Genomic DNA, 23,477 nt, shown 5'->3' on the forward strand with positions numbered 1-23,477 from the left:
TGTATAAGCAAGCTGAATGCCAGCTACTACCCAGGAGATTGATATGCCTAACTTAGTGAATAACCAACCCGCATGCAGTGTAGTGATCCCTACTTACAATTGTTTAAGCTACTTAAAACAAGCCTTAGCAAGCGTTGAACAACAAAACGTAGATGAGCTGGAAGTTATTGTAGTAGACGACAACTCTAGCGATGGCACCTGGCAATGGCTGCAAAACCAACAACAAAAAACACCGCATCTACGCAGCATTAAACTAAGCGGCAAAGGCCCAGCAGTGGCTCGCAATATCGCCATTCAACAAGCTAAAGCGCCACTTATTGCTTTTTTAGATGCCGATGACATTTGGTTGGCAGGCAAACTACAACGCCAAATCGAATTTCATCAAGCAAAGCCTGAGTTAAGCTTTAGTTTTACAGATTACCGTCATGTGGGAGAAAATGGCGAAGACCGAGGCACTTGCTTCGAGTTTTGGCCAAACTACCAAGGCTTAAGCCAACAACAAAAGGGCTACCAACTTAAACCCGATGCCGCAGCAAGTTTGTTTGCAGAAAACGTGGTTGGCACCTCTACGGTAATGGCATCACGCACAGCCTTACTAAAATGCTTCGCCTTTGATGAGCAACTGCCCTCGGCAGAAGATTGGGACTTGTGGCTAAAGTTGGCACTACTAGGCCCAGTTGGCATTAGCAACCATGTTGATTGCGAATACCTAATGCGCGATGGTTCTGAAAGCAGTAAAAGTCAGCTACGCATTAAAGCCATGCACATTATCTATCAGCGCTATGCGCAAGCAGTAAAACAGCAATCACCAAAAGCTTTAGCCCAAGCCAAAGCTCGCATCGCCACCGCAGAAGCGGAGCTATACAATGAAAAAAGCCTGCGACTATCAGCAATATTCTCAAGAGTTCAAGCTCTTTACTATTCCCCAAATCGCCGACGCGTTATAGAGACCTTAGCGGACACCCGTAATTTGTTAATGCTGAGATAGCCTAGGGTTTTATTGTTATTAAGGCATTTAAATTAAAAACAGTTTTAAAGCGTAAACCTTGCGGTTACGGCCAAAGCTTAGCAGTTTCTATTGCTTCTATCTTTACACCAAAACTAGAGATATTAGCTAAGGTAGCGTTATGGTGGGCTCGAATCTGAGCGCCACTTGCGTGCTCTTTATCATGAGTTGTGTGGGCATCAGATACCAACACTACCGGATAACCCAAACCAGCCGCTCTGCGAACAGTGGTATCCACACAAAACTCAGAGGCATAGCCACACACAATTAGGCTATCAACAGCTAGCTCTTTCAATAACTCTTCAAGGTTGGTATTTAGAAACGAATCGGGAGTGGTTTTGCGAACAAAATGATCACCCGTTTGAGTTACTAGGCTAGACTGCAATTCCCAGCCCTCGGTTCCATACTCAATGACAGAATTGGCATGTTCGTGCTGAATAAAGATTACCGGGACAGACTTTGCGCGCGCCAAACTGGTAACTTGATTGATGTTGTTAAGTACCACTTGAGACTCATATGGTTGAGGTTCTGGGTCGAATAAAATCGACTGAACATCAATAACTAATACTGCAGATTTCATTAATATCCTTAGATTACGCTAATACCGTTTTAGGGTAAGCTTCGCCGCGCGGCAAAACCAAAAAACCTAGTTATAAGCTCACCTTGCAGCCATGCTCTAACTCCTTGTCATCAGGCACCTCGAACTTGCCTTCCATAAAGTCAAACATCATGTCGGTCACTTCAAAGGAATATACTTTAGGGTCTTTTTCCATATTGCGTTTAGCGACTCGCTGCTTGCGTGTTTCCGACGTTGCTTCTATATAATGAACTTCAGCATTTATATGCAAAGCCTTAGCATGATTTACAAAAATGTCTCGTAGCGCTTTGGTAGTAAAACCTAAATCGAGAACAACGTTTCCGTCTAGTGCCAAAATTTGCTCACTCACTTCCCATATTTGTTGGTAGCAACGCTCTACCCGCTCCATCATCCACGAGAAATCGAGCTCCACCATATCCTTAGCAAACAGCGTCTGCATCCAAGGATCTATCGAGAATTTAACTGCGCCAATGTCTTCACAAATAGAGAGAGAATAGGTTGTCTTACCTGCTCCTGTTGCGCCGCAAACTATAATTAGCCTAGCCATTTTTAACATCCTTTTATGTCTATTCTATGAGAGAAATATAAGATCAAATAGGCAAAATTTAAATTAGCTTGTTAAGTGCAAAACAGCTAATCAGCCAATTATTTATAGTTGCCAAAAACCGTGCTCAATTGAGCCAAGTATACAAATCGCAAAGCTCGTAAGCATTACACACAGATTCAACATCTAGAGTTACGACCTCAAGGTAATGTACTTTCATGCTTATCCCTTGTTATTGGTACATACTATCAGCTAAATACTGGCCTAAAGAAACTACGTTCAACACTTAAAACACATCGAGTATCTTCTGCAAACTTAGCCTCTCTCATTAGCTAATCAGGTGATTAGCTCTCTCTTCTAGGCCAATAAAATTGAGTAATTTAATCGTGAAGCGCTAAAACGCATAAAAGCGGCCCAGCTTAGCTAAACCGCCTTTATACGCTTAACAGTAAATTAGCTCACCTTACAAGCGCACTACGGTATCACAGCGCTTCTCAATCATGTAGGGATCGTGGCTTACCAATAACAGCGCACAACCTTGTTGTTTCGCCAAATCCACTAGTAGGTCGGTCACCTCTTTTGCAATGATCGGATCTAAGCGAGAGGTGGGTTCATCGGCAAACAAAAATACCGGATCCAGTAACAAAGCGCGCAAAATTGCAAAGCGCTGCAATTCTCCCCCAGACACCTCGGTGCTTCTGCGCGCGAGAAGCTCTGGTGCCAAGTTGAGTTTGTTCATTAAATCCGGCACACGCTGGCGCTCTACCTTATGCAGCTTGAGCAAGTCTTCTAACAATACTCCAAGTGAAACACTAGAGGTAATTGCCGCAGGAGGGTCTTGGTAAAGCTTCAACCATTGATAAGGTTTGGCGTCGTTCTTTAACTTGTTTACCTGGCCATCAACCGGCTTAAGTAAACCCAGTAAAGTATCGCCTAAGGTGCTTTTGCCACAGCCACTATCACCTACCACCCCCACCACTTCGCCAGTGTGAATAGTGAAGTCGATGTTCTTCGACAGCGCTGTACCATTGCGACCTATCGCTAAACTTTTCGTTTCGAGCACTGGGGTTTTAGCAATTTGGCTTTTCTCTCGCTGTTGCCAATGGCGTGGATCCGCGGCAATCAACAACTGAGTATAAGCGTGTTGAGGATTTTCCAATACTTGCTCAGCACTACCCCGTTCAACCACTTCCCCTTCTTTCATCACAATAATCTCACCGCCAATCTGGCGTGCAACTTCTATGTCATGAGTAATGGTTAGCAACCCTCCCCCCTTGGCACTGTTGATTAGCAATTGAATGATGTCGTCTCTGCGGCTTACATCAAGCCCTTTGGTTGGCTCATCGGCTAGCACCAATTTTGCTCCACCAGCTGTTGCCGCAGATACCGCTAAACGCTGTGCCATGCCACCGGATAGCTGCCCTGGACGTTTTAAGGCGCTGCTTTTCAAGCCCACTCGGTCTAGACCTTCTATCGCGCGATTGAATGCAGTTTCTTCGTCGAGATTGTGTAAACACTCGTAAACTTCAGACACTTGCTGATAAGCGGGCATTAACGGGTCAAGCGCGCGCCAAGGCTCTTGAGGTAACATTATTACCTGTTTGCCCCAAAGGCTGGTGAGTGACTTCCGCTCATGAACTTTACCAAATACTTCTACCTTACCTTGTTGCGATAATTCGCTAGGTAACAAACCCACAATGGCTTGAGCCAACAAGCTTTTACCCGAGCCAGTTTGGCCAAGAATAGTTAAAGGTTTGTCTTGGTATAACTGAAGCGATAAGGGTTGAAGTAACTCAAGCTCTTTGGCGTTAATCGAAAGATCAGTCAGCTGAATTAAGAGATTCACGGCTCGCTCCTGCTAATAAATGAAAACCTAACACCAATAGAGCAACCACGAGTAAGGGTTGAGCGAGTACCCAGGGTGCTTCAATATAAAATGGAAATAGCTCCACACTCATTAAGCCCAGCTCAGCTAATGGTGGTTGAATACCTACCGCAATAAAACCAAGTGAAGCCATCATTAAAATGGCATTCGCAGCACCAAAGGCTGCCATGGTAAATACCGAAGGAGCGACTGCTGGCCAAATGTGACGCTTAAACTGATACCATTTTCCAAAGCCCATCATGGCGGAAACTTGCCGCTCGGGGCTATCGACAATGGTTCGCGTAATTGCGCGGGTTACCCGATAGTACTCAACCCATTGCACCAATGAGATAGCGAGGTACATCACCAAAAATGAACCCGGCGCCAGTGCAGAAAGTAATAACACCAACACCAAACCAGGTAGCGCGAGTAGTATATTCACCACCACACCTAGAGCTTGCTCAACTCTGCCTCCCGCCCAAGCAGAACAAACGCCAAGCGTTACACCTAGTACAGAGGCACTAACAACACAAAGCACGCCTAAGCTAAATGACAAGCCGATAGCACTGGCTAAACGGGTCATCATATCTCGACCAAAATGATCGGTACCCAACCAATTGTTGGCACTTGGCAGTAATAAACGCTGTGCTAAGTTTTGTTCATCAATACTATGTGGAGATAGCCAAGCCACAAGTAACGAAAATGCCAGCAGCCCAAGCAAAATAGTTAAGCCAAGCTTTTGATTTAAATTTAATTGCTTCATCATTTCTCTAGCTGACCTCTTGGATCAATCCAGTAACACAACACATCTATCAGGCTATTTAGCAATACAAACAACACCCCCATGGTAAGGGCACAGCCTTGAATAACTGGAATATCGCGGGCAAAAATTGCGTGCGCAAGGCCGTGGCCAACACCAGGCCAAGAGAAGAGAGACTCAATCATCACTATCCCCTCAATCACGCTCACCAGTTGAATACCAATAAAAGCAACAATGGGCACAGCCATATTTCTCACACCATGGCGAAAAAAAGTTTGATTCTCGGTTAAGCCTTTTACTCGGGAGAATAGATAAAAGGGTGAGCGAAGCACCCTGCCTACGCTATTGTGAACCACCCGATTTGATACCGCCGCCAAACTAATCGCTAAGGTTACACTTGGCAAAACAAGGTGCTGCCAAGTACCGTAACCTGCTACCGGGAACCATTGCCACTCAATGGCGAACAGCAAAATTAGTATCAAACCCAATACAAATACTGGCATTGCCCGAGTGAAGGTAGAAAACCACACCACCAGCGAATTAATCACGCCGCCTTTTTTCTTCAATACTTCTTTAGCTGTTATGGTACCTAAAGGCAGTGCAATCAATATCGATAAGGCAATGCCAACCCCTGCTAGCAGCAATGAATGGCCAAGTTGATGCAAAACCATTTCACTAACCGGTAATCCACTTACCAGTGAATTACCTAAGTTAAGCTGCAGTAGGTCTAACAACCAACTAACGTAGCTACTCAACCAACCTTGGTCTAAGTTTAATTCTTGGCGAACAAGTTCTGCCGCTGCTGAATCAACGTTATCCTGCCCGTAGCGACTGGCCGCAATTCTATAAGCCATGTCTCCTGGTAGGCTACGCATCAATACAAAAGTCAGCGTACCCACTCCCCAAGCAACCAAAATAAGTTGGTATAAGCGCTTTTTAGCTAGATCCCACAACATCGTTTACGTTCCTACTGTTCGAAATACATCTGATTGATGAAGTAATCACGCTCAAATGGGTCGAACTTAAAATTCTTCACTCGTGCATTAACCGACGTATGTTGGCTATAGCTAGAAATAGGTAGCACTGGCGTATCTTGATAGATCTCTTGCGCCACCTCTTGGCTTAAGGCAAAAGACTGCTCAGCTTGGCTGGGATTTAGCAACTCAGCAATGGCAGTATCTACCTGCGGATTAACCCAGTTCATAGTTCCCCAGTCGCCACCACCGTTGGCAAAATCACTACTAATAATGGGTAAAGGATCGGCGCTAAAGCCAAAGTTGCGGGCAATAAGTGCCATTTCTAAAGAACCATCGGTATGGCCTGCTGGGATCATGCTTGAGTTAGTTACATCTACCTTTAGATCTACGCCAAGTTTGGCCCACTGCGCTTGAATGGCCGTTGCTACTGTAGCCAGTTCAGGACGGTCTGCGTATGTCATCATAGTAATTTTAAATGGCTTACCATCGCGCTCTAACAACCCCGACGTACCTTTTTGCCAACCTAAACCGCTGAGTATTTGCTGCGCCTGTTCTAAGTTGTAAGGATTATTATCAACTCCTTCAATAAACCATTGCGACATAGAGCTAGGCATAAGTTGTGCGGTTTCAGACCCTTCAGCGCCCAGTACATTTTTGCTAATGGCGGCTCTATCTAAAGCCATACTCAAGGCTTGGCGAGCTTTAACGTCACTAAGGAAGGGGTGACCAGCATTTAACTTCACAAACATTGTTCGTGGAATTAGATTGCTGTGAACAGCTAACTCGGTGCTTGATTCAAGTTGGCTAAGCATAGCTGGGTCTAGGGTAAACACTATGTCAGCTTCGCCAGATTTAGCCTGCAAAATACGGCTTTCGGCTCGGTGACCAGTTAAGTAAGTTGCAAAGCTGATTTGAGCCTTTTCTCCCCAGTACTCATCAAATTTTCTCACGGTTAATTTGTGAGGCGGCGAAAAGCTCTCCATTTGGTATGGGCCGCTGCCATATAGCTCTAGTACCGCACCATCTTCTTGGTAGGATTTTTCTGCCAAAATGGCATTTGAATAGTTGGTTAGCAGCGCAGCGAACGCCACATACGGTTTAGCTAACTCGATACTAATTTGATTGTCGCTAAGTGCAGAAATGTTCACTACTTCTGCTTTGCTTAAAGTACCGTGCTTACTTTGAGCAACCTTAAGAGAGTGAACGGCTACATTTGCGTCAAGCTTTGAACCATCGTGGAAGGTCACTCCATCTCGCAACGTAAATTGCCAGTTCAGCCCATCTTCACTCACCTGCCACTTCGTTGCTAGTCCCGCTGTAATAGCGCCACGTTCGTCCACGTTTAACAGCGTCTCAATCACTTGCATACGGGTTAATATGTAGCCCTGTTTAGAGGGGTCTAAACTGGTCATTTCCCAAGGACCACTAATAGATAAAGTATTGGCTTTGCTCGGTAATATTGTACCTGATGCTTTCTCAGCCCCACTAAAAAAGATGTAGGTAGAAGTTATTGCCGAAGCGGCCAATATGCTAAGCAAAACACCACGCTTGAGTTTGTTCTTGGGTTTATAAGATATTTCAGTCATAAGGGTTCCTAACGTATTCCATTTAACGCTATAAAAAAGAGATTTTGAAAAGATACTCGGTAGAAAATTTAAAACCGCAGAGGCGGAGAACGCGTTCTTGGAAGTGCAGTAAAACAAGCCGTTTCTTCTAATGTACTAAAGCTAAGAGAGCACTTAATAAGAGCGACTAAAGTGACTGAACTAACTGGATAGCTTATTGCATTAAGTATCGCATCATAAATTTCACACTGGTGCTGTTCATGAACATGCTGCTCCACCTCCATCGCATGAACGAGCGAAAGGCTACTCAACCCCACAGGGATAATGAGCATCGCCAGTATTAGCAATTTATTAAATTGGAAGCGGCTGAAATAAAACACAGTAGCAACGGTGGGATACGAATAAATGTGATGTTATATCATTTCAATTGCAAATCACAGCCAAGATAGTAATTAACAAATAAAACGATATAGGGCCTAAGCACGCAACAAAGAAGTTTTCTAAAACAGAGCTCATGCCAAATGTAAGCAAGCCAATAAAAATTGAATAAAACCAGCCGCTAAAGATTTCTTCACGCAGTCAGTCACGCAAGACTTTACGAAATTTCGTTGCAATAAAGTCAATTAAAAAGCAAATAAATAACAGATAAATACAATAATAAATTGATTGTAAACACAAAAAATTAAAAACATTTCATAACCAACATCTGATTAAAAAATGACCTTTATTTAACTTCACAATTTTATAACATTGACCTAACCTTTACCTAGAAGCTGATTTGTGACGCAGTTAACAATATGACTAGTGATCGTTAATACCAAATCGTCTTCCGTAACTCTGTTAATAAGTCGACAGCCATTGCACTCATTACAGTAATAAAAACTTTTTTGTAAAAGGAATCACTATGAAAGTTTTAAGTTTAGCTTTAGCTCTTAGCTTTGCAGCAAGCTCTGTTCAAGCCATGGGCATATATGTTTTTAACGATAATTTTGACTGTTCAAAAGTATTGAAAACCGAGCAGTCTCGCGGCCCTATAACCAAAGCGGTTATAGATGATTGCAAAATGAAGACTAAAAAGTAATTCCACAATCGTTAACTTCAGGTCTCTTAGAGCTGCATTTTCAGCTGAGAATGCAGCTAGTTTTTTAGAACGGCAAATACTTATCCTTCCTAAGATCCATCAGATAAGCATTTTGAATTAATGCAAATTGCAACAGGAAACAAGCACAATCAAGCTCCCGTTAAGCCAGCTGGCTATACACCTTTTCAAACTGCGGGATAATTGCTTCTGGAGAATAACGCTCGATAATGGTTTGCCTGGCCTGCTTAGCAAGCTGTTGCTGAAAGTTAGCATCTTGTTGCCAGCGTTTAATGACTTTACACCACGGCTCCACTTCAAAGCTTTCTAGTATAAAACCATTTTGTTGGTGCTTAATGAGATCACTCAACGCCCCAACGTTACTGGCGATAACCGGGATCCCTCTGCTCATGGCCTCTAAAGCAGCCAACGGCAAGCCCTCATTTCGTGAAGGCATACACAGTAAATCCAGTTCTTGCCAGCAACTATCCATGCTGTTTTGTTTGCCGCGTAGTCTTAGATTACTTAAGTTTTTGTGCTCATCACTTGGCAATAAAGCCCCCTCACCAAACACCACAAAGTTAAGCTCAGGCATGGCCTTAGCCAATTGGTAAAAACGATCAGGCCCCTTTACTTCTGTTAGCCGACCAACAAAGCCAATGGTTAGACGGCGCTTATATCGCCGCGACTTTAAGGTCGATACAAACGGGGGGACTTGCACGAAGTTGTTCACTATCTTGCTAGACGCTGCAACGCGCTTGGCTATATCTCTACTAATAGCAATTCTGGCCTGCGACAAACACGCAGTATAACGATCTAACCAGTCGTAGCAGGCTAAACGCCCTTGGCTAATTTCGCCTGCATGATAGCTAGAAACCAACTTGATAGGTTTAATACAGCGTAACACGCGCCCAACTAAACTCGCTTTGTAACCATGGCTATGTACTAGCCTTGGAGAGAAGTTATTCACCGCATGCAACAAACTAGCTATCGCGCCGTCGAGTATTAACCAAGGTACTTGAGCTTGCTCTAACTGACTGAGCATAGGATGAGGCTTGATATAAGCCTTCCAAAACACAACAGATACAGCATGGCCTCGTTGATGAAGCGCTAAGGCCAAATTGAACACGTGGCTCTCTATACCGCCCACTGTTTGGCTGTCGATAAACAACCAAACAGAATGCGCTTGAGGAACCATCTCACCATGATGATATGCCTGCATCACATTGACCTCTTAAAACGAAAAGCTCGGTGAGGTAACACCTAACTCTACCAAACTTAACTCTTGATGAACCCGAGTCACGTTGCCAGAAGATAGCTGCCAAACCTCGGCAACTAAAGTGCTGGCATGAGCTGGTAAGGTTATATCTAGTGCCATTTGTGATTGGCTAATTTGACCACGCCATACACAAGAACTGTACTCTATGCTTTGCTGCTCTATGTCTTTCCATTGGGTGCAAATGTTTAAGTAAGCTCGTTCGTCTCCCAGCATTGGATAAGATACCTGCAACTCTATATCTTGCTGATTACTAAAAATAAAACTCTCTGCAACCTGTACGTCTTCTAAGCTGGTTGCAATAGGTGTTGGTTCAGGGCTTGGCTCTGGCACTGTTTCCACCGGTGTTGTTGGCTCTGGGCTTGGTTCAGTTTCTACAGTTTCAATTACTTCGGTTTGGCCACTTCCACCACCGCCCCCGCCACAAGCTACTAACAAGCTGCTGCTTAACACCAATAGCCCACTACTTAAGATGCGGTTTACATTCGTTAACTTGTTCATGGTCTTACTCCTGATCTTGATAAATAAGTTCGCTGCGGGCATTTTCCAGCAAGTACCAGTCACTGGCTTGTTGGCCTTCACTTTGGGCGTATTCAATAAAGTTTGGGTAGGCATCGCTTACTTTGATTCGCTCAAATGGATACTGCCAGTTGTAAGGCACAATGATTGCCCAAGGCAGGCCGTTGCCAGTTTGGTAGTAAGAACTAGCCGCTGGGTTGGATACATCATCCATGCTTCCCCACAAGGTATCGTCAGCTTGCGAGCTTGGGCTTTGATTTTTAGCGTGGATCTCTAAGCCACGACCTGGCGAGTTTTCAAAATAGGGATTACGCGCATGCTCGGTTGCGTAGATAAATGGGTCAAACGGTGCGCTAGGTAAACTACTGGCCGCAACCCCTTCAAGCATTGGCAACAATACTTTGAAGTGAAGTTGACCTTCGCCACGGCAATCGCTCTGTGTTTTGTAAAAGTCACACTGGTTTTGATTATTTATATAATCGCGCACGTTACTGGCAATAATCGCTGTAATGTCACTAGTGCTTGCATCCAGTACAGGGCTATCTAATAACTGCCCATTTATTTCATATCGAATGGCTGCAACATCCACCAACGATTTATCAATACCTGGAATACGGATCGCAAAGCCATTATGAAAACTTGCGCCAACCGCTCTTACTTCGCCTTGCAGCTCTACCCTTGCAACATTACCATCGGCAAAACTTAATACCTTAGTTTGCAGGTTAACCACTAGGTCATTAAGGTCGTAGTCGCCTTCTGCAGGCCAGTTATCTTCAAAGGCCACCGTGGCGTAGCCATCAGCACTTGGGTAATAACTAACCTGAGTGGCCGAGTCGCCCACGTAGATTTGCATGTCTTCAACTTCACCGTCCGGCGCACCACCCGTGGCGGCGTTACCACCTGCCGAGCTAATCCGAAAACGCGCCCAGCGGTCACCACTTTCGTAGCCCTCTGGCACACTCACTAGTAGTGATTGCACCCCACTAACAACAGCTTGGTCGGTTAGCACTTGCTCTTGTGAATCGAATACGCCGTTGCCGTTTAAATCGATCCAAGCACTTAAGTAGCCATTAGCAGAGCTATCGACTTGCACCACAAAATCTAGGCCTACTTGCACATCGGTCACAAAGGCGATGCCATCTTCATCGTCTAATAAACGAGAACTGTCATCACTTTTCGGATACACATAAGCATCGGCCTCGCCGTCTACATAGGTGCCTAAGTGAATTCCACCTTCTACTAACTGATGGCGAGCACCATTGTTGGCTAAAGAAGTACCAAAGCTATCTGGTGCGTCACCAAAATCGATATTGGCTTCATCTTCGGCAACAATCGGGGCGATTGCACATCGGGCGCCATCGTTATTGCCAGAGGCTGGTCCTTGAGCGTAAAACTGTGCTTGTGGGTTACTTTCTGAAACATCAATTTTGAATACTGAACCATCGCTGTTCCGGCTAATATATAGGTTGCCATCAACATCAAAGTAAACCGCGCCAAAGGTGCCAGTTTGACCAACATTTGCGAGGTTTTGGCTATTGCCGTTGCTAGCGTCAATGCTCCATAAGTTACCGTTGTTATCAACGCTGTAAAGCATGTTGTTATCGGGATGGAAGGCCATATCAAAAATGCGCAAGTTTAAGGCACTGCCATCAATTACTCGCTGCATTTGTAGGTAGTCACTATCAGTTTCATCTAGTGACACACGGTATAAGCCGCGCGATGAACCGCTGCGATAGAGGTAGTGTGCGTTATGGCTAACAGCCACATCGCCCACATAAAAACTCACATTACTGTCAATGCCATTCCAATCTAGGCTGAGTGGCTCAATTTGGTAGTCATCACCAATTCTTGCCAAGGTGCCATGCTGGTAACTCCAAGCATAAAGGTAATCGTCGTGGAGGTTAAAACCCAAAGCGTTGAGTTTTCCGGTAGTGCCCATATCATCGGCCAAGGTTTGGTAAAAGCCTGTGGCCAAATTAACACCGAACAATTGCGCCACATTTTGCTGAACCAAAAAAGCTTGTGTAGGGCAACTTGAGAACGCAGCACCATAAGAGCTCAATGGCGAGCAAAGTATGGCGAAAGCGAGAGGTTTCCAAGGTTTCATATTCAATCCTATCGTTTACTTTGTGAGGCTAGTAATTGCTTATCAGCAAGAGCCAAGCCAGATTTGTAATGATATGATTTATATGAATTTAAGCTCTCACTCCCATTGAATAGAATGACACTTTTGCATCTTGCAAATCAGTTAGAATAGCTGAAGAACTAAAGCAATCTAACTCCCTAGCAACCAAACTGCGTTTTCAACATCTATTCCCTTGGCAAACCCTTCTGTTTCCTGTCTGCTCGCGAGTTTCTTTAAAGCATAAATGGATGCATATAAACGCTCTATTTCAGGCTCTGGTAACGCAAAAGGAGGACCGGAATACTGGCTTTGATCGTAGTTGTAGGTAACCACTAGTTGCGGTGCATTGTTGGTGATAGTTGGTAGCATTTGAGCGTAGCGCGTGCGAATGTCTTCCGGTAATGCCACTAAAGCACCACGATCATAAATTGCGTCCACTTCCCCTAATAACTCACTGTTTAGGCTAAAGAAATTAGCGACAAAAATATCTATATTTGCGCTCGTGTAATGTAGGCCGTCAGCTAAGCTCTCTACTTTTGGCTCTAAGTTTAACTCTGCAAAAAGCTGTTTTATGGCATGCTCACTAAGCTCTACGCCCACTACTTTCATCCCCTTGTCTAACAACCAGGCGATGTCTCGTGTTTTCCCACACAAAGGGACAAACACTCGCGCACCTGCTGCTAGTTTAAGAACATTAAAGTACTCATATAAAAAGCGGTTCACCTCTCCTTCATGAAAACCGATTTCGTCTTTTTCCCATTTTTGATGCCAAAATTGTTCGTGCACGTTTACCCCCTAAAATCTTTCTAATCTGCAAAAAGCGTTGTGCTAAGCAAGCTTATCCACTAGTTTACAAGTTAAAGTCGACTTTAAGTCAAGAGTAAAAAAGATGGATATTGCAGAAGTAGTAAAGGCCTCGGGGCTTAGCGCTTCCACACTGCGCTACTATGAACAACAAGGCTTGATTAAATCTAGTTCAAGAAAAGGATTGCGACGCCAGTTTAATAGCAAGGTAGTGGAACAGCTGGCCTTTATTAGCTTAGCTAGCCAAGCTGGATTTTCGTTACTTGAAATAAAACCGATGCTCACATCAACTGGAGCGCAAGTAGACCGGGCCAAGCTAAATGCCAAAGCCGATGAATTAGACAAAACGATCAAAGCTCTCACTACTATGCGTGATGGCTTAAGACACAGTGCAAAATGCAAAGCAGCCAATCATTTCGAATGCCCTACCTTTCGCCGTTTACTTAACATCGCCAGTAAAAAATCGAGCAAACCTAATAACAAACTTAAACAAGCCTAAAGTAAAAAGCCCTGCTAAACAGGGCCTTTTGCATCTTGGAAAAAAGCAAACCTAACTTGCTTCGGCTTCTTCCCATGATTGCTTTTTGCGATAAATAGTAGAAGGACTTACATCCAGCAATTCTGCAGCTTTAGGAATATTACCATCGCAATGGTCTATCGCATGTTCGATGGCTTCCTTCTCAGTAATCCACAGCGGTTGAATTTGATATTGGCTAGCGCCGTTTAAGCCAGTATCACTTTGTTCCTCAGTAACGACTTCTTCTGGGTGTCGACCATCTTTACCGATTGCACCTTCTGGTACCAATTGGTTAATCGGAGGTGGTAACTGGCTAGCGAGCACTTCTTTGCCATCGTGTAATACACAAATATTGCGAATAACGTTTTGCAACTGACGTACATTCCCCGGCCAATCATAATTACTCATTACCGTAGCGGTTAAACTTGAGAAGCGGCGAAATTGCTTCCCCTCTTCCTTGGCGTAACGACGTAGAAACTTTTGCGCAATACCAGGAACGTCTAATCCCCTTTCACGTAATGGCGGCAAATGAATTGGCACTACATACAAGCGATAATAAAGATCTTCTCTAAATCGGCCTGCTTGCACCTCTTCCCATGGATCGCGGTTGGTGGCACACAAAAACCTAACATCCACTTGTTCTTCTTGGCTGCCACCCACTTTTTGAAAACGGCCTGTTTGTACAAAGCGCAGTAGCTTAGTTTGTAGCTCCATGTCCATTTCGCCTATTTCATCAAGAAATAAGGTTCCACCGTGGGCTTGTGAAGCTGCGCCGGCACGCATCGACGAGGCACCAGTAAATGCGCCTTTAACATGACCAAAAATCTCGCTCTCCATAAGATCTTTAGGAATAGCGCCACAGTTAATCGCCACAAATGGTTTGTCGGCACGGGTACCTTGCTTATGAATGGCTTCGGCACATACTTCCTTGCCGGTACCACTTTCACCGGTGATAAACACTGTGGCTTTACTTGGTGCCACCGCTTCAATCATGCGATATACATTTTGCATGGCTAGGCTACTGCCAATAAAGCCATGGAAGCTATCGCGCCCTGCATCCGCTTGGTAGTTTTCGACTAAAGATTTTAGCTTATGAAGATTAAGTGCATTATTCACGGTCACTTTTAAACGACTGGCATCAAAAGGTTTTTCAATAAAATCCACCACCCCCAAACGCATCGAGTCAACAGCAATATCTACCGAGCCATAAGCAGTAATAATAATTACCGAGGTGGGCAAGCTACGTTCTACCATCCACTCTAATACTTGCATCCCGCCCATATCTGGCAGGTTTAAATCCAATAACATCACTTGCGGAGATTGCTTAGACAAGAACTCAATCGCGGCACCACCGGTGGCAACGCGCGCTAATTTTAGGTTTTCTTTGCTTAAATAAGCCTGATAGGTGGCGGCAAGCGTTTCGCTGTCTTCGACCAACAATACGGAGGCTGTTAACTCACTTCCCATGGCTTCTCCTTAAGCGCACACTGTTTTTTCAAACTGTTTAATGGCGTTAATTGTTTGCTCTACGGCATTGTCTAACTGCGGCACAGTATTGGCTAATGCTTCTGCGTCCGAAGCTTTACCGGCTATTTCAATCGCTAATGCTAGTTGCCTCAAACGCTCGCCACCAAAAGTGGCTACATTGCCCTTTAGGGTATGAGCGGCTAATGCTACGTCGTCAAAAAGCTGCTCTTCAAAAGCTTGTTTTATGGTTATCCTCTGCTGCTCAGTTTCTTGATACAACAAAGAAAGCATCAACGGTAGCGCTTCTGTTCCGGCATCTTTTACCAACTGCTCGAGCACTTTTTTATCAACCAACACACTTAAGTCTTGTTCTAGCACCGCTGCTGTTTTTGTCTCTGAAACAAACTGCAAGTTCACCTTAGGTTTATCAGGTTGAGTACTAACTGTTGTTTGCTCTGGTATCGTTGATATAAGTGGCTCACTGAGCTGCGAGCGAATTGGTGCTTCGCTATACCACTGAACCAGTTTAGCCCTTAACAAGGGGATGTCGATAGGCTTAGTGATAAAATCGTTCATACCTGCAGAAAAACAGGCTTGTTTATCTTCGGCAAAGGCATTGGCAGTCATCGCCAAAATCGGGGTTTCTTGATTAGGCCCACTGGCTGCTCGAATGGCACGAGTTGCAGCTAAGCCATCCATTACGGGCATTGCCATATCCATAAGAATCACGTCGTACTCATTGTGCTCGCACAGCTCAACAGCAACTTGACCATTTTCAGCACAGCTTAACTCTTTAACAAAATCTTTAAGTACTTGGGTCACTACAGCACGGTTCATTGCGCTATCTTCAACCAACAGTACTCTGGCATCTTCTACTACGGATTGCTCAGGCTCTGTTTGTTCCGCCATATCATCTAATTGAATCACTGGTGCATGGCGACCTCTAAAGGGCAGGTTCACAGTAAATGTAGTGCCGCGTCCTACTTCGCTTTCTACGCTCACCTCACCGCCCATCTTCTCAACTAATTGGCGGGTAATTGCTAAGCCTAACCCGGTACCGGAATAACGTTTGGTAGCACCACTATCCACTTGATAAAACTCTTCAAATAAGCGCTCTTTGTCTTCTTTACTAATGCCAATGCCAGTGTCACTAACAGTAAGCTCTACACCATAAGGTTGGGTTGCTTTTAACCCCAAGCTCACTCCGCCCTTGGAGGTAAATTTAACCGCGTTCCCCATTAGGTTGAATACAATTTGCCTAAAGCGCAGTGGCTCACCAAAATACTCAGGCAGGATTTCATCCGCCACATCTAACTCAAACTTCAGGGCCTTTTGCTGAGCCGTGGTATTAAATAACTTAACAATGCTTTCTAAGGTATCGGTGGCCGAGAACCATTCGTTGTTAAACTCTAACTGACCAGCCTCGATTTTAGAGAAATCTAATACGTTGTTCACCAAGGCCATTAGTGTATGTCCGGCCTCATTTCCAGTATCTACAAAACCCTGTTGCTCCAAGCTCAAATCGGTTTCTTTAAGTATTTGATACATGTTGATAATGGCATTTAGCGGGGTGCGGATCTCGTGGCTCATGCTAGCTAGAAAACGACTTTTAGCTAAGCTTGCGGCTTCTGCATCATGCTTGGCTCGCTCTAGTGATTGCTCCACTGCTTTTTGTTCACTTAAATCAGTAAAATGAGCCACATAATGAGTAATTTCGCCTTCTGGATTTTTAACTGACGAGATACTTAACCACTCTGGTAAACGTTCGCCATTTTTTCGAAGGTTAACAATTTCGCCCGACCACACACCATCTTGTTTTAGGTGTTGCCACATATTGTCGAAAAACGCCTTATCGTGCTCGCCAGAACTTAATATTGAAGGGGTTTGGCCTAAGGCTTCCTCAGCGCTATAACCCGTAATACGGGTAAAAGCTTGGTTAACCCGCACAATCTCGGCGTGATGATTAGTAATAAAAATGGCTTCGTTAGCATCAAAGGCTTCGGCGGCCAATTGCAGCTCTTGTTCAGTGCGTTTTTTGTCTGAGATATCACGCATAAACGCGGTAAATACAGTATCGTCACCCACTTCTACAGAACTAATCGTTAGCTCTGAAAGAAACTCATGTCCTTCTTTATGCATAGCGGGTAACTCTAAGCGCTGGCCTAATACTGGCGCTTCACCGGTTTTTCTAAAGTGCTTAAGGCCTTGGCGGTGCGCTTCACGAAACGCTTCTGGTACCAGAAAGCTCGCAAGTTCTTCACCCACGATTTCATCTCGGCTATAACCAAAGATTCGCTCAGCACTTTGGCTAAATTCTAATACATGGCCGTGTCTATCGGTGGTAATAACGGCATCCATTGCTGAAGCGATGGTTGCCTTTAAAATTGATTGATTTTGCTTAAGTTCTAAGGCTAGCTTTTCTTGCGTTTCAATGGCTTGCTTAAATTCAATATGGGACTTTTCCAGCGCAGCCGACATGGTGTTAAACGCGTTTGATACCTCGGATATCTCATCCTTGCCTTTCACTTTAAGTTGAATGCCCGGCCCAACCTGAGTAATAGTTTTGGCGGCATCTCTTAAGTCGCCCAGCTGGCGAGTAAGGTATGAACCCAACAAAAACGAAAACAGCGCCACTAAAGCTATTTCCAACAAAGCAATACTCACCCCAAAAGAGCTCGCTTCTGAAATTAGGCCATGCAAACCATGATCATAAACGCCAATTTCTATGTTTCCGTATATTCGCCCACCAATCTCTACGACATTTTCGGTAACAAATACGCTGTGTTCATGGTCTCCTAAGTCGGGGTTATCTCTTGGGTTAGATAAGGGATCTACGCCTGCCTTTGATAACAAACGATCGTTTTGGTCTTTGATGATGACGTAGGCAATGTCTTTTTGTGCAGAGAATTCGCTGGTGAGGCTATCGAGGGTGGCTAAATCGGTAGTGATAATGGCGTTTTTAGTGGTAGAGGCGAACAGAGAAGACATCATCCTACTGTGCTGCTCAACTTGCAGTTCGTTAGAATCATACAGCCAGCCAATACTGCTATATACCAACACGCCTAACAGCACGGCTTCAATTAAAGCGACGCCCAGAACTGTTTTTGCCTTAAAGCTAAATGTCATCGCGTCGTTTCATCCTTGTTGCTAAGGTATATTAGTGGTGGGTATCGCCTATCCCAAGCTCTCTCACATCATCCCACTCGGCATCTTCGGCGGCAACAAAACCTTTCATATTTAAGGCTTTAAGTAAGCTTTGTTGCGCTTCATCTTGCCCCATACTAAGAAACGCTTGCTGCACAGCGGCTAACACAGGCGCTTCCACATTTGGGTGTGCCGCGATGGCATGAGGGGTAAACCCTGGCGACTCCCATAATATGCGTAATTGGTCTTTAACCGTGCTACTTTGAAAAGTGCGCGGAATCCCCCCGCCGGCAGGATATAAACCCGCAGCTACAGCTCGATAAACCGAGTCATGCGACCCAACATAAAACGGATTAAAATCAATTTCTTGTTGAGCTAAGTAACCTCTAAGCACCACACTAGCGGCAAATGCATTGGGTGCAGGAAAAGCCATTGATTGAGAATCCAAGTCACGCACATTATTGATAGTAGTATCAGATTCTTTACTTACCACAATAATACCACTAAGTTTTTTATCTTTTGATTTTGCGAAAGCTCGGTAACCAGGTTGCTCTGAATAAACCTGGTAATGATAAGGATTCATATAGGCAAAGTCGTATTGCCCTTGAGCTAAGCGCTTTTCAAACTCAGCAATACTTGGTGCAGTTTTAAACTCTAAGAGATGACCACTATGCTGGCTAACGGCCTCCAAAAGCGGACTCCATTGCAGCGCCAAACGGGTAGCTGATTGCTGCGGCACAATGCCAAAGGTATAGGTTTTTGCCTCAGCCTTTGACATAAGAGCGGCAAAAATCACCAGCAATAAACATACTAACAACACCGTAACTTTTATTTGCATACGGCGTTTGGCCTTATATTGCTTGTTTTTTAGCTCAAACAATTCTTGTTGCTGTTTACTCAATGGAACGCGACTTCCTTTCGCCGTTTGTATTATGAAAAACATATCATATCCTTATTGAAAGTAGTTGAGAGTTAACGAGAATTCTTTGCAGATACCCCTTGAAACGAGGAAACATGTCGGTAATTCGTGAAGTTTCTCTCAATAACTCGTTTTTTAAACTTGGATTAAAACGATCGTTCATCACAACCCCGAGTAAGCGAATATCTTCAAGGCTAAGATCGTTAATGGCCGATTCAAAAGCAGGCCGAGAAGTAACACCTGCCATCATGGTGATAATGCTGGCGTCACACGCCGATAAAGCACGAGCGGCATGAAGGTTGCCGCTATTGGTTTGATTGATCGCCGAAGTATCAAACAACACCAGCTGATAACTTTCCTTCCATTGCTCTACCCACTGCTCAATGGCACCAGGTTCTCTTAGCTGCACTAAGCTCACTTTGTCCATTGGCACTGGCAGATAATCCACGCCAGACTGTTGGTCTTTAATCACCCCAAGCACTTTGCCGCGATCCCAGCCTAAGTCGAACACTGGCACATCAAAATGGCGGGGGTGATGTAAGTTAAAATCCACCACTAGTACACTTCGTCCTGCTCCAGCTGCACGCCTTGCAATGGCATCAACTAAAGTAGAAACGCCCTCTTCTGGCTGGCTAGCACTCACACCAATGCAAGAATGCTGTTTCACCGGTAAGCGTTGATACACTCGCTCTAGTTCTTGATAAGTTGACGGTAAGCTAATCATATAAAACTCCAGTAATCGGCTAATTCAGTGATGCAAAGGCTTATAGAAAACCTAACAGCGCGCTAATGGTGACAATGCGGAACACATCTTCCATGCCTTGGCGGGCCTTATGCCAGCCGCTCTCTTCACGTGAAGGAATATACACAGTGTCGCCAGCGCGAATCACTGGCAACATGCCAAAGTCACCGGTTTTAGAGAACTCAAGTAAGTTGAAGGTGCGGGCTTGGTCTTTACAGCAAGACAAGTTCACTACGGTAATCTTTTCTGGGAAGCCATCGTTATCAACACCGCCCGCTTCGGCTAACAAGTCTAATAGCGTCATGTCATCGTTAAAGCGGTAACGACCTGGCTTGTTCACCGAGCCAAGTACCCGCACGGTGCGCTCTTTTTTCTCCGACAACCAGTTACGGTCTTTTTCAGGAATGTAGATAGAATCACCAGGTACCACGTTTGGCAGTAAGGACTCATCACCGGTTTCAAAGTACATCGCTAAATCTAATTTAGACACGCGAGAGTGTTTGCCGTTGCGGTGGCTAATTCGCACATTGCTAATGTCTGCTTGCTCCGCTGGGCCATCGGCCGCAGCCAAAATGTCTAGGAAGTGCATGCTAGGGTCAAAACGGTAGCGACCAGGTGCAACTACTTGACCAAATACGTAGATGGAATCTTCTGAACGCTGACGCACCCACTGTGATTTGTTGTCGCTTGGGTCATCTGGCAATTGCGGCACCATGATAGTGGTACCCGCTACGATGCGTGGCATGCTGTTATTGCTAATTTCGCCATTTAGGTAAGCGTTTAAGTCAAAGTTAACCGAGCGAGTATTGCCGTTTGAATCGCTAAACAACACGGTTATTTTAGCCATATCGGCATTCGGTTTAGGGCCACCTGCATGAGCTAACAAATCCATAAGGTTCATCTCGTTCGCCCATTCAAAACGACCAGGACGATTAACTTCACCCATAACCTTCACTGCGCGATTAGGCGATACTTTAGTCCACGACTTTTCATTTAAATCGGTTTTCTCTGGGATAAAAATCGCATCACCAGCGGCTATTTCTGGTAACTGAGAAATTCGGCCTTCGGTAAATGATTGCAAGTCAAAACGCTCTACCGAACCATTACTGCGAATCACACGAATTTGGCGAGTTTCGGCAAAACGGGTTGGGCCACCAGAGTTAGCTAGCACATCTAAAAAGCCAGCAGATTTATTACCTTCGTAAGCACCGGGCTTAAATACTTCGCCCATTACATACACGGTGTTGGCACCCGCTTTAATCTCTTCTTCTTGCTTAGGTACAAAAATGGTGGTGCCAGCGCTTAAACGGGGCATCATCTGGCTATCGCCAGTATCTAAATAGCGTTTTAAATTAAATAGTTGCGGGTCACCGTTGATGATTACGCGGATCTGTTCAACACTGGCGTAGCGAGTCACACCGCCTGCTCGCATGAGCATATCAACTAACGAGGCAGACTCTTTAAAGGAAAAGCTACCAGGGTTGTATACTTCACCAAATACTTTTACTGCGGTGCGATCTTCAGCGGCATCGCCTTTATCGTTTAAGGCTTTTGGGTCAAAATCTACTGCTACATTGCCAATTTTAGGTGAGGCAGGAACAAACAATACATCTAAAGATTCAAGCTCTGGCAGAACACTTAAATCGCCAGAATCTAAGTAGCGTTTATAGTTAAATACTTGAGTTTCATCTAAGCTCTCGCGGCGCAGTTGCATGCGGTCTAATTGCGCACCAGAGCGTAAGCCACCTGCAGCTTGAATCGCCATTTGCACACCCGCACCTTGTGCCAGTACTACTTCACCCGGTTGGCCCACAAAGCCCAACACACTAATGCGAATACGGCGCTCTTCTAACAATACTTTTAGTCCAGCAAGGTCACGGTAAGCTTTCGACAATTCGCGCTTAATCTTTTCTTGCATTTGCGCTTCGGTGAAGCCCGACACCATGATTGGGCCAACTTCTGGCAAAATTAAACGGCCGTTGCGCCCTACTTCAAAGTTCTTATCAAGCGAGGCTTCTCCAGGGAGAATAATTCTTACTACATCACCCGCTTGCACTTGTGGTTTAGCTGCATGAGCTTGTGCGCTAAATACAATACTTAATACAAAACCAAACAACATCCATGCTGCCACTATGTACTTACACAATTTAAAGAATTTCATGACAAGCTCCTTATTTAACACGCAAAGCGTGCTGAGCGAGGATGTTGCTGTCAGCATCAATAACACTGATGGTAACGCGGCGGTTAGAATGGCGAACAGCATCGCTGTTACCTTCTAAATAGGGTTGTGAGTCGGCTACGGCAGCCACTTCGATTAATTCTTCATTCATGCCAAGTTCGGTCATAAACTCAGCTACGGTCTGTGCGCGGGCTAAAGATAAACGCTGTTTGTAGTTGTCATCGCCCTTGCTATCGCTATGCCCAGTGATAATTAGCGATACCTTACTGGCTGCGATAATTGGCGTTAGATTACGAAGCTGGTCTTGGTAAGCAGGCGTAAGCTCGCTAGAGTCAAAAGCAAATTGATTATTGCTGTTTAATGCATCGCTAATGCTTACCATTAATTGTGAAGACTGAATATGTCCTAAACGGTCGGTTTGGCAAGCGCCACTCTCGGTTACGCGGTCCAAACGTTTTTCCAACATATTTAAAAAGTGCTGCTGAATTTCAATATCGTTGGCGGCATCAAAAGTTAGCCCGCCTTCTAGTTCGCGCAAAATGCGCTGCTGCTGCATACGTGCTTGTGTAACCGATGCAGGGAAACATAACTCTGCACCTTCAAGCACTAATAAATCTAACTGGTGTTTTACTAATACAGCTTCAAACTGCAGGCCATGTTCAGGGCCTAGCTCGCGAAGATCGGTAGTGCCAGTGTCACCGTCCATCCAAGCCAAGATAGCGTGTTGATGCTCGGCAAAACCACCGCGTCCTTGTTCTGGCCAGGCGGTACAAGCTGTGGTCATGGTTAACAATACGGGGATGATAATGCTACGCATAATAGGCTCCTGAGGCTCAGCTTAAGCGGCGATTGAAGGTAAAGTATCAGTGGTATGATTTTGGCTAGGTAGCGTATCAATCATGGTAATGATGTGGTCTACACGAAGCATAACCAGCAAATCTCGAGGCTGTTGTTGAGCGCCAAGTAACACTAGTTGACCGCCTGCCGCATTAATGCGTTTAAACATAAATACCAAGGCGCCAATGCCAGATGCATCTAAAAACTCTACTTGGCTCATATTCACAATCACCAATTTGCTGGCTGCATCGGCGCAAATACCTTCGAAGGCTGCTTTATGCTCGGCGCAAGACTCAGCATCAAATGCGCCAACAATAGAAGCGGTAAGGTTTCCTTGGTTTGAAGTAGTTAGTTGCATTTTCATAATTCGCTCCACAATTCTTGATTTCAAGACTGATAAAGCGAGTTTTATGCCAAACTAAAAATACTCAATAAATACAAAAAGATAGAGATAAAAAGGAGTGACAAGGAGGGTTTTAAAATTAAGAAGTATTCTGATTTCGCAAATTGCAATTTGCGGGTGACTGCCAGCCTAGTAGTTAAACGCCCAAGCACT

20 protein-coding genes are annotated in these 23,477 nt (G+C 44.7%); 3 read left to right on the top strand and 17 right to left on the bottom strand.

From position 1 onward, the window contains the following. Positions 1-16: 16 nt before the first annotated feature. Positions 17-988, top strand: a complete 972-nt coding sequence (locus OAG1_RS12830) for a glycosyltransferase family 2 protein (protein WP_338621557.1) — start codon at positions 17-19, stop codon at positions 986-988. 64 nt (positions 989-1,052) lie between these two features. Here the strand turns inward: OAG1_RS12830 and OAG1_RS12835 are convergent, their stop codons facing one another. The 6 genes from OAG1_RS12835 to OAG1_RS12860 form a co-directional block, all read right to left on the bottom strand. After that, the gene (locus tag OAG1_RS12835; protein WP_338621558.1) at positions 1,053-1,586 is read right to left on the bottom strand and encodes a cysteine hydrolase family protein; all 534 of its coding nucleotides are present in this window, start codon (positions 1,584-1,586) and stop codon (positions 1,053-1,055) included. 70 nt (positions 1,587-1,656) lie between these two features. Beyond that, positions 1,657-2,151: an ATP-binding protein gene (locus OAG1_RS12840; RefSeq protein WP_338621559.1), complete on the bottom strand. Its 495-nt coding sequence runs from the start codon at positions 2,149-2,151 to the stop codon at positions 1,657-1,659. A 460-nt stretch (positions 2,152-2,611) separates the two neighbouring features. After that, a complete protein-coding gene (locus tag OAG1_RS12845; RefSeq protein ID WP_338621560.1) occupies positions 2,612-3,994 on the bottom strand; it encodes an ATP-binding cassette domain-containing protein in 1,383 nt (460 codons plus the stop codon). Next, positions 3,969-4,778: an ABC transporter permease gene (locus OAG1_RS12850; RefSeq protein ID WP_338621561.1), complete on the bottom strand. Its 810-nt coding sequence runs from the start codon at positions 4,776-4,778 to the stop codon at positions 3,969-3,971. Before OAG1_RS12850 ends, OAG1_RS12845 begins: the two co-directional genes overlap by 26 nt. Then, positions 4,775-5,728: an ABC transporter permease gene (locus OAG1_RS12855; protein ID WP_338621562.1), complete on the bottom strand. Its 954-nt coding sequence runs from the start codon at positions 5,726-5,728 to the stop codon at positions 4,775-4,777. Before OAG1_RS12855 ends, OAG1_RS12850 begins: the two co-directional genes overlap by 4 nt. A gap of 11 nt (positions 5,729-5,739) precedes the next feature. Continuing rightward, positions 5,740-7,335 carry an ABC transporter substrate-binding protein gene (locus OAG1_RS12860; protein ID WP_338621563.1) on the bottom strand — a complete coding sequence of 532 codons (1,596 nt, stop codon included), beginning with the start codon at positions 7,333-7,335 and terminating at the stop codon, positions 5,740-5,742. A gap of 883 nt (positions 7,336-8,218) precedes the next feature. Here OAG1_RS12860 and OAG1_RS12865 point away from each other — a divergent pair. After that, a complete protein-coding gene (locus OAG1_RS12865; protein WP_016400551.1) occupies positions 8,219-8,395 on the top strand; it encodes a hypothetical protein in 177 nt (58 codons plus the stop codon). A gap of 160 nt (positions 8,396-8,555) precedes the next feature. Here OAG1_RS12865 and OAG1_RS12870 read toward each other — a convergent pair whose 3' ends face one another. From OAG1_RS12870 to tmpT, 4 genes are all read right to left on the bottom strand, one after another. Beyond that, a complete protein-coding gene (locus OAG1_RS12870; protein WP_338626428.1) occupies positions 8,556-9,614 on the bottom strand; it encodes a glycosyltransferase family 4 protein in 1,059 nt (352 codons plus the stop codon). A 12-nt stretch (positions 9,615-9,626) separates the two neighbouring features. Then, positions 9,627-10,169: a hypothetical protein gene (locus tag OAG1_RS12875; protein ID WP_338621564.1), complete on the bottom strand. Its 543-nt coding sequence runs from the start codon at positions 10,167-10,169 to the stop codon at positions 9,627-9,629. Between the two features lie 4 nt (positions 10,170-10,173). Next, on the bottom strand, positions 10,174-12,294 hold the full coding sequence (locus OAG1_RS12880; RefSeq protein ID WP_338621565.1) for an LruC domain-containing protein: 2,121 nt from the start codon (positions 12,292-12,294) through the stop codon (positions 10,174-10,176). A gap of 168 nt (positions 12,295-12,462) precedes the next feature. Continuing rightward, positions 12,463-13,098: a thiopurine S-methyltransferase gene (tmpT, locus tag OAG1_RS12885; protein WP_338621566.1), complete on the bottom strand. Its 636-nt coding sequence runs from the start codon at positions 13,096-13,098 to the stop codon at positions 12,463-12,465. A gap of 103 nt (positions 13,099-13,201) precedes the next feature. Between tmpT and OAG1_RS12890 the strand changes: the two genes are divergently transcribed. Then, positions 13,202-13,615: a helix-turn-helix domain-containing protein gene (locus OAG1_RS12890; RefSeq protein WP_221076804.1), complete on the top strand. Its 414-nt coding sequence runs from the start codon at positions 13,202-13,204 to the stop codon at positions 13,613-13,615. Positions 13,616-13,666: 51 nt separating this feature from the next. On the opposite strand, the gene OAG1_RS12895 is transcribed toward OAG1_RS12890, so the two are convergent. From OAG1_RS12895 to OAG1_RS12925, 7 genes are read right to left on the bottom strand one after another with little or no spacing between them, the layout of a single operon-like run. Then, the gene (locus OAG1_RS12895; protein ID WP_152782278.1) at positions 13,667-15,100 is read right to left on the bottom strand and encodes a sigma-54 dependent transcriptional regulator; all 1,434 of its coding nucleotides are present in this window, start codon (positions 15,098-15,100) and stop codon (positions 13,667-13,669) included. A gap of 9 nt (positions 15,101-15,109) precedes the next feature. Next, positions 15,110-18,226, bottom strand: a complete 3,117-nt coding sequence (locus tag OAG1_RS12900) for a PAS domain S-box protein (protein ID WP_338621567.1) — start codon at positions 18,224-18,226, stop codon at positions 15,110-15,112. Between the two features lie 31 nt (positions 18,227-18,257). Continuing rightward, the gene (locus OAG1_RS12905) at positions 18,258-19,187 is read right to left on the bottom strand and encodes a phosphate/phosphite/phosphonate ABC transporter substrate-binding protein (RefSeq protein ID WP_338621568.1); all 930 of its coding nucleotides are present in this window, start codon (positions 19,185-19,187) and stop codon (positions 18,258-18,260) included. 1 nt (position 19,188) lies between these two features. Beyond that, the gene (locus tag OAG1_RS12910) at positions 19,189-19,887 is read right to left on the bottom strand and encodes a protein SypD (RefSeq protein ID WP_016400561.1); all 699 of its coding nucleotides are present in this window, start codon (positions 19,885-19,887) and stop codon (positions 19,189-19,191) included. A gap of 40 nt (positions 19,888-19,927) precedes the next feature. Next, the gene (locus tag OAG1_RS12915) at positions 19,928-22,066 is read right to left on the bottom strand and encodes an SLBB domain-containing protein (RefSeq protein WP_016400562.1); all 2,139 of its coding nucleotides are present in this window, start codon (positions 22,064-22,066) and stop codon (positions 19,928-19,930) included. A gap of 10 nt (positions 22,067-22,076) precedes the next feature. After that, positions 22,077-22,901, bottom strand: coding sequence for an OmpA family protein (locus tag OAG1_RS12920; RefSeq protein WP_338621569.1), 825 nt, complete (start codon positions 22,899-22,901; stop codon positions 22,077-22,079). Positions 22,902-22,922: 21 nt separating this feature from the next. Next, positions 22,923-23,285, bottom strand: coding sequence for an STAS domain-containing protein (locus tag OAG1_RS12925; protein ID WP_016400564.1), 363 nt, complete (start codon positions 23,283-23,285; stop codon positions 22,923-22,925). Positions 23,286-23,477: the final 192 nt, after the last annotated feature.

It is taken from the genome of Agarivorans sp. OAG1, from assembly GCF_037076485.1.
In the GTDB taxonomy this organism is placed as follows: domain Bacteria; phylum Pseudomonadota; class Gammaproteobacteria; order Enterobacterales; family Celerinatantimonadaceae; genus Agarivorans; species Agarivorans albus.

Coding starts and splice junctions, on each gene's coding strand:
- OAG1_RS12830 (WP_338621557.1), top strand. CDS start 17: ATGCCAGCTACTACCCAGGAGATTGATATGCCTAACTTAGTGAATAAC.
- OAG1_RS12835 (WP_338621558.1), bottom strand. CDS start 1,586: ATGAAATCTGCAGTATTAGTTATTGATGTTCAGTCGATTTTATTCGAC.
- OAG1_RS12840 (WP_338621559.1), bottom strand. CDS start 2,151: ATGGCTAGGCTAATTATAGTTTGCGGCGCAACAGGAGCAGGTAAGACA.
- OAG1_RS12850 (WP_338621561.1), bottom strand. CDS start 4,778: ATGATGAAGCAATTAAATTTAAATCAAAAGCTTGGCTTAACTATTTTG.
- OAG1_RS12855 (WP_338621562.1), bottom strand. CDS start 5,728: ATGTTGTGGGATCTAGCTAAAAAGCGCTTATACCAACTTATTTTGGTT.
- OAG1_RS12860 (WP_338621563.1), bottom strand. CDS start 7,335: ATGACTGAAATATCTTATAAACCCAAGAACAAACTCAAGCGTGGTGTT.
- OAG1_RS12865 (WP_016400551.1), top strand. CDS start 8,219: ATGAAAGTTTTAAGTTTAGCTTTAGCTCTTAGCTTTGCAGCAAGCTCT.
- OAG1_RS12870 (WP_338626428.1), bottom strand. CDS start 9,614: ATGCAGGCATATCATCATGGTGAGATGGTTCCTCAAGCGCATTCTGTT.
- OAG1_RS12875 (WP_338621564.1), bottom strand. CDS start 10,169: ATGAACAAGTTAACGAATGTAAACCGCATCTTAAGTAGTGGGCTATTG.
- OAG1_RS12880 (WP_338621565.1), bottom strand. CDS start 12,294: ATGAAACCTTGGAAACCTCTCGCTTTCGCCATACTTTGCTCGCCATTG.
- OAG1_RS12890 (WP_221076804.1), top strand. CDS start 13,202: ATGGATATTGCAGAAGTAGTAAAGGCCTCGGGGCTTAGCGCTTCCACA.
- OAG1_RS12895 (WP_152782278.1), bottom strand. CDS start 15,100: ATGGGAAGTGAGTTAACAGCCTCCGTATTGTTGGTCGAAGACAGCGAA.
- OAG1_RS12900 (WP_338621567.1), bottom strand. CDS start 18,226: ATGACATTTAGCTTTAAGGCAAAAACAGTTCTGGGCGTCGCTTTAATT.
- OAG1_RS12905 (WP_338621568.1), bottom strand. CDS start 19,187: ATGTTTTTCATAATACAAACGGCGAAAGGAAGTCGCGTTCCATTGAGT.
- OAG1_RS12910 (WP_016400561.1), bottom strand. CDS start 19,887: ATGATTAGCTTACCGTCAACTTATCAAGAACTAGAGCGAGTGTATCAA.
- OAG1_RS12915 (WP_016400562.1), bottom strand. CDS start 22,066: ATGAAATTCTTTAAATTGTGTAAGTACATAGTGGCAGCATGGATGTTG.
- OAG1_RS12920 (WP_338621569.1), bottom strand. CDS start 22,901: ATGCGTAGCATTATCATCCCCGTATTGTTAACCATGACCACAGCTTGT.
- OAG1_RS12925 (WP_016400564.1), bottom strand. CDS start 23,285: ATGAAAATGCAACTAACTACTTCAAACCAAGGAAACCTTACCGCTTCT.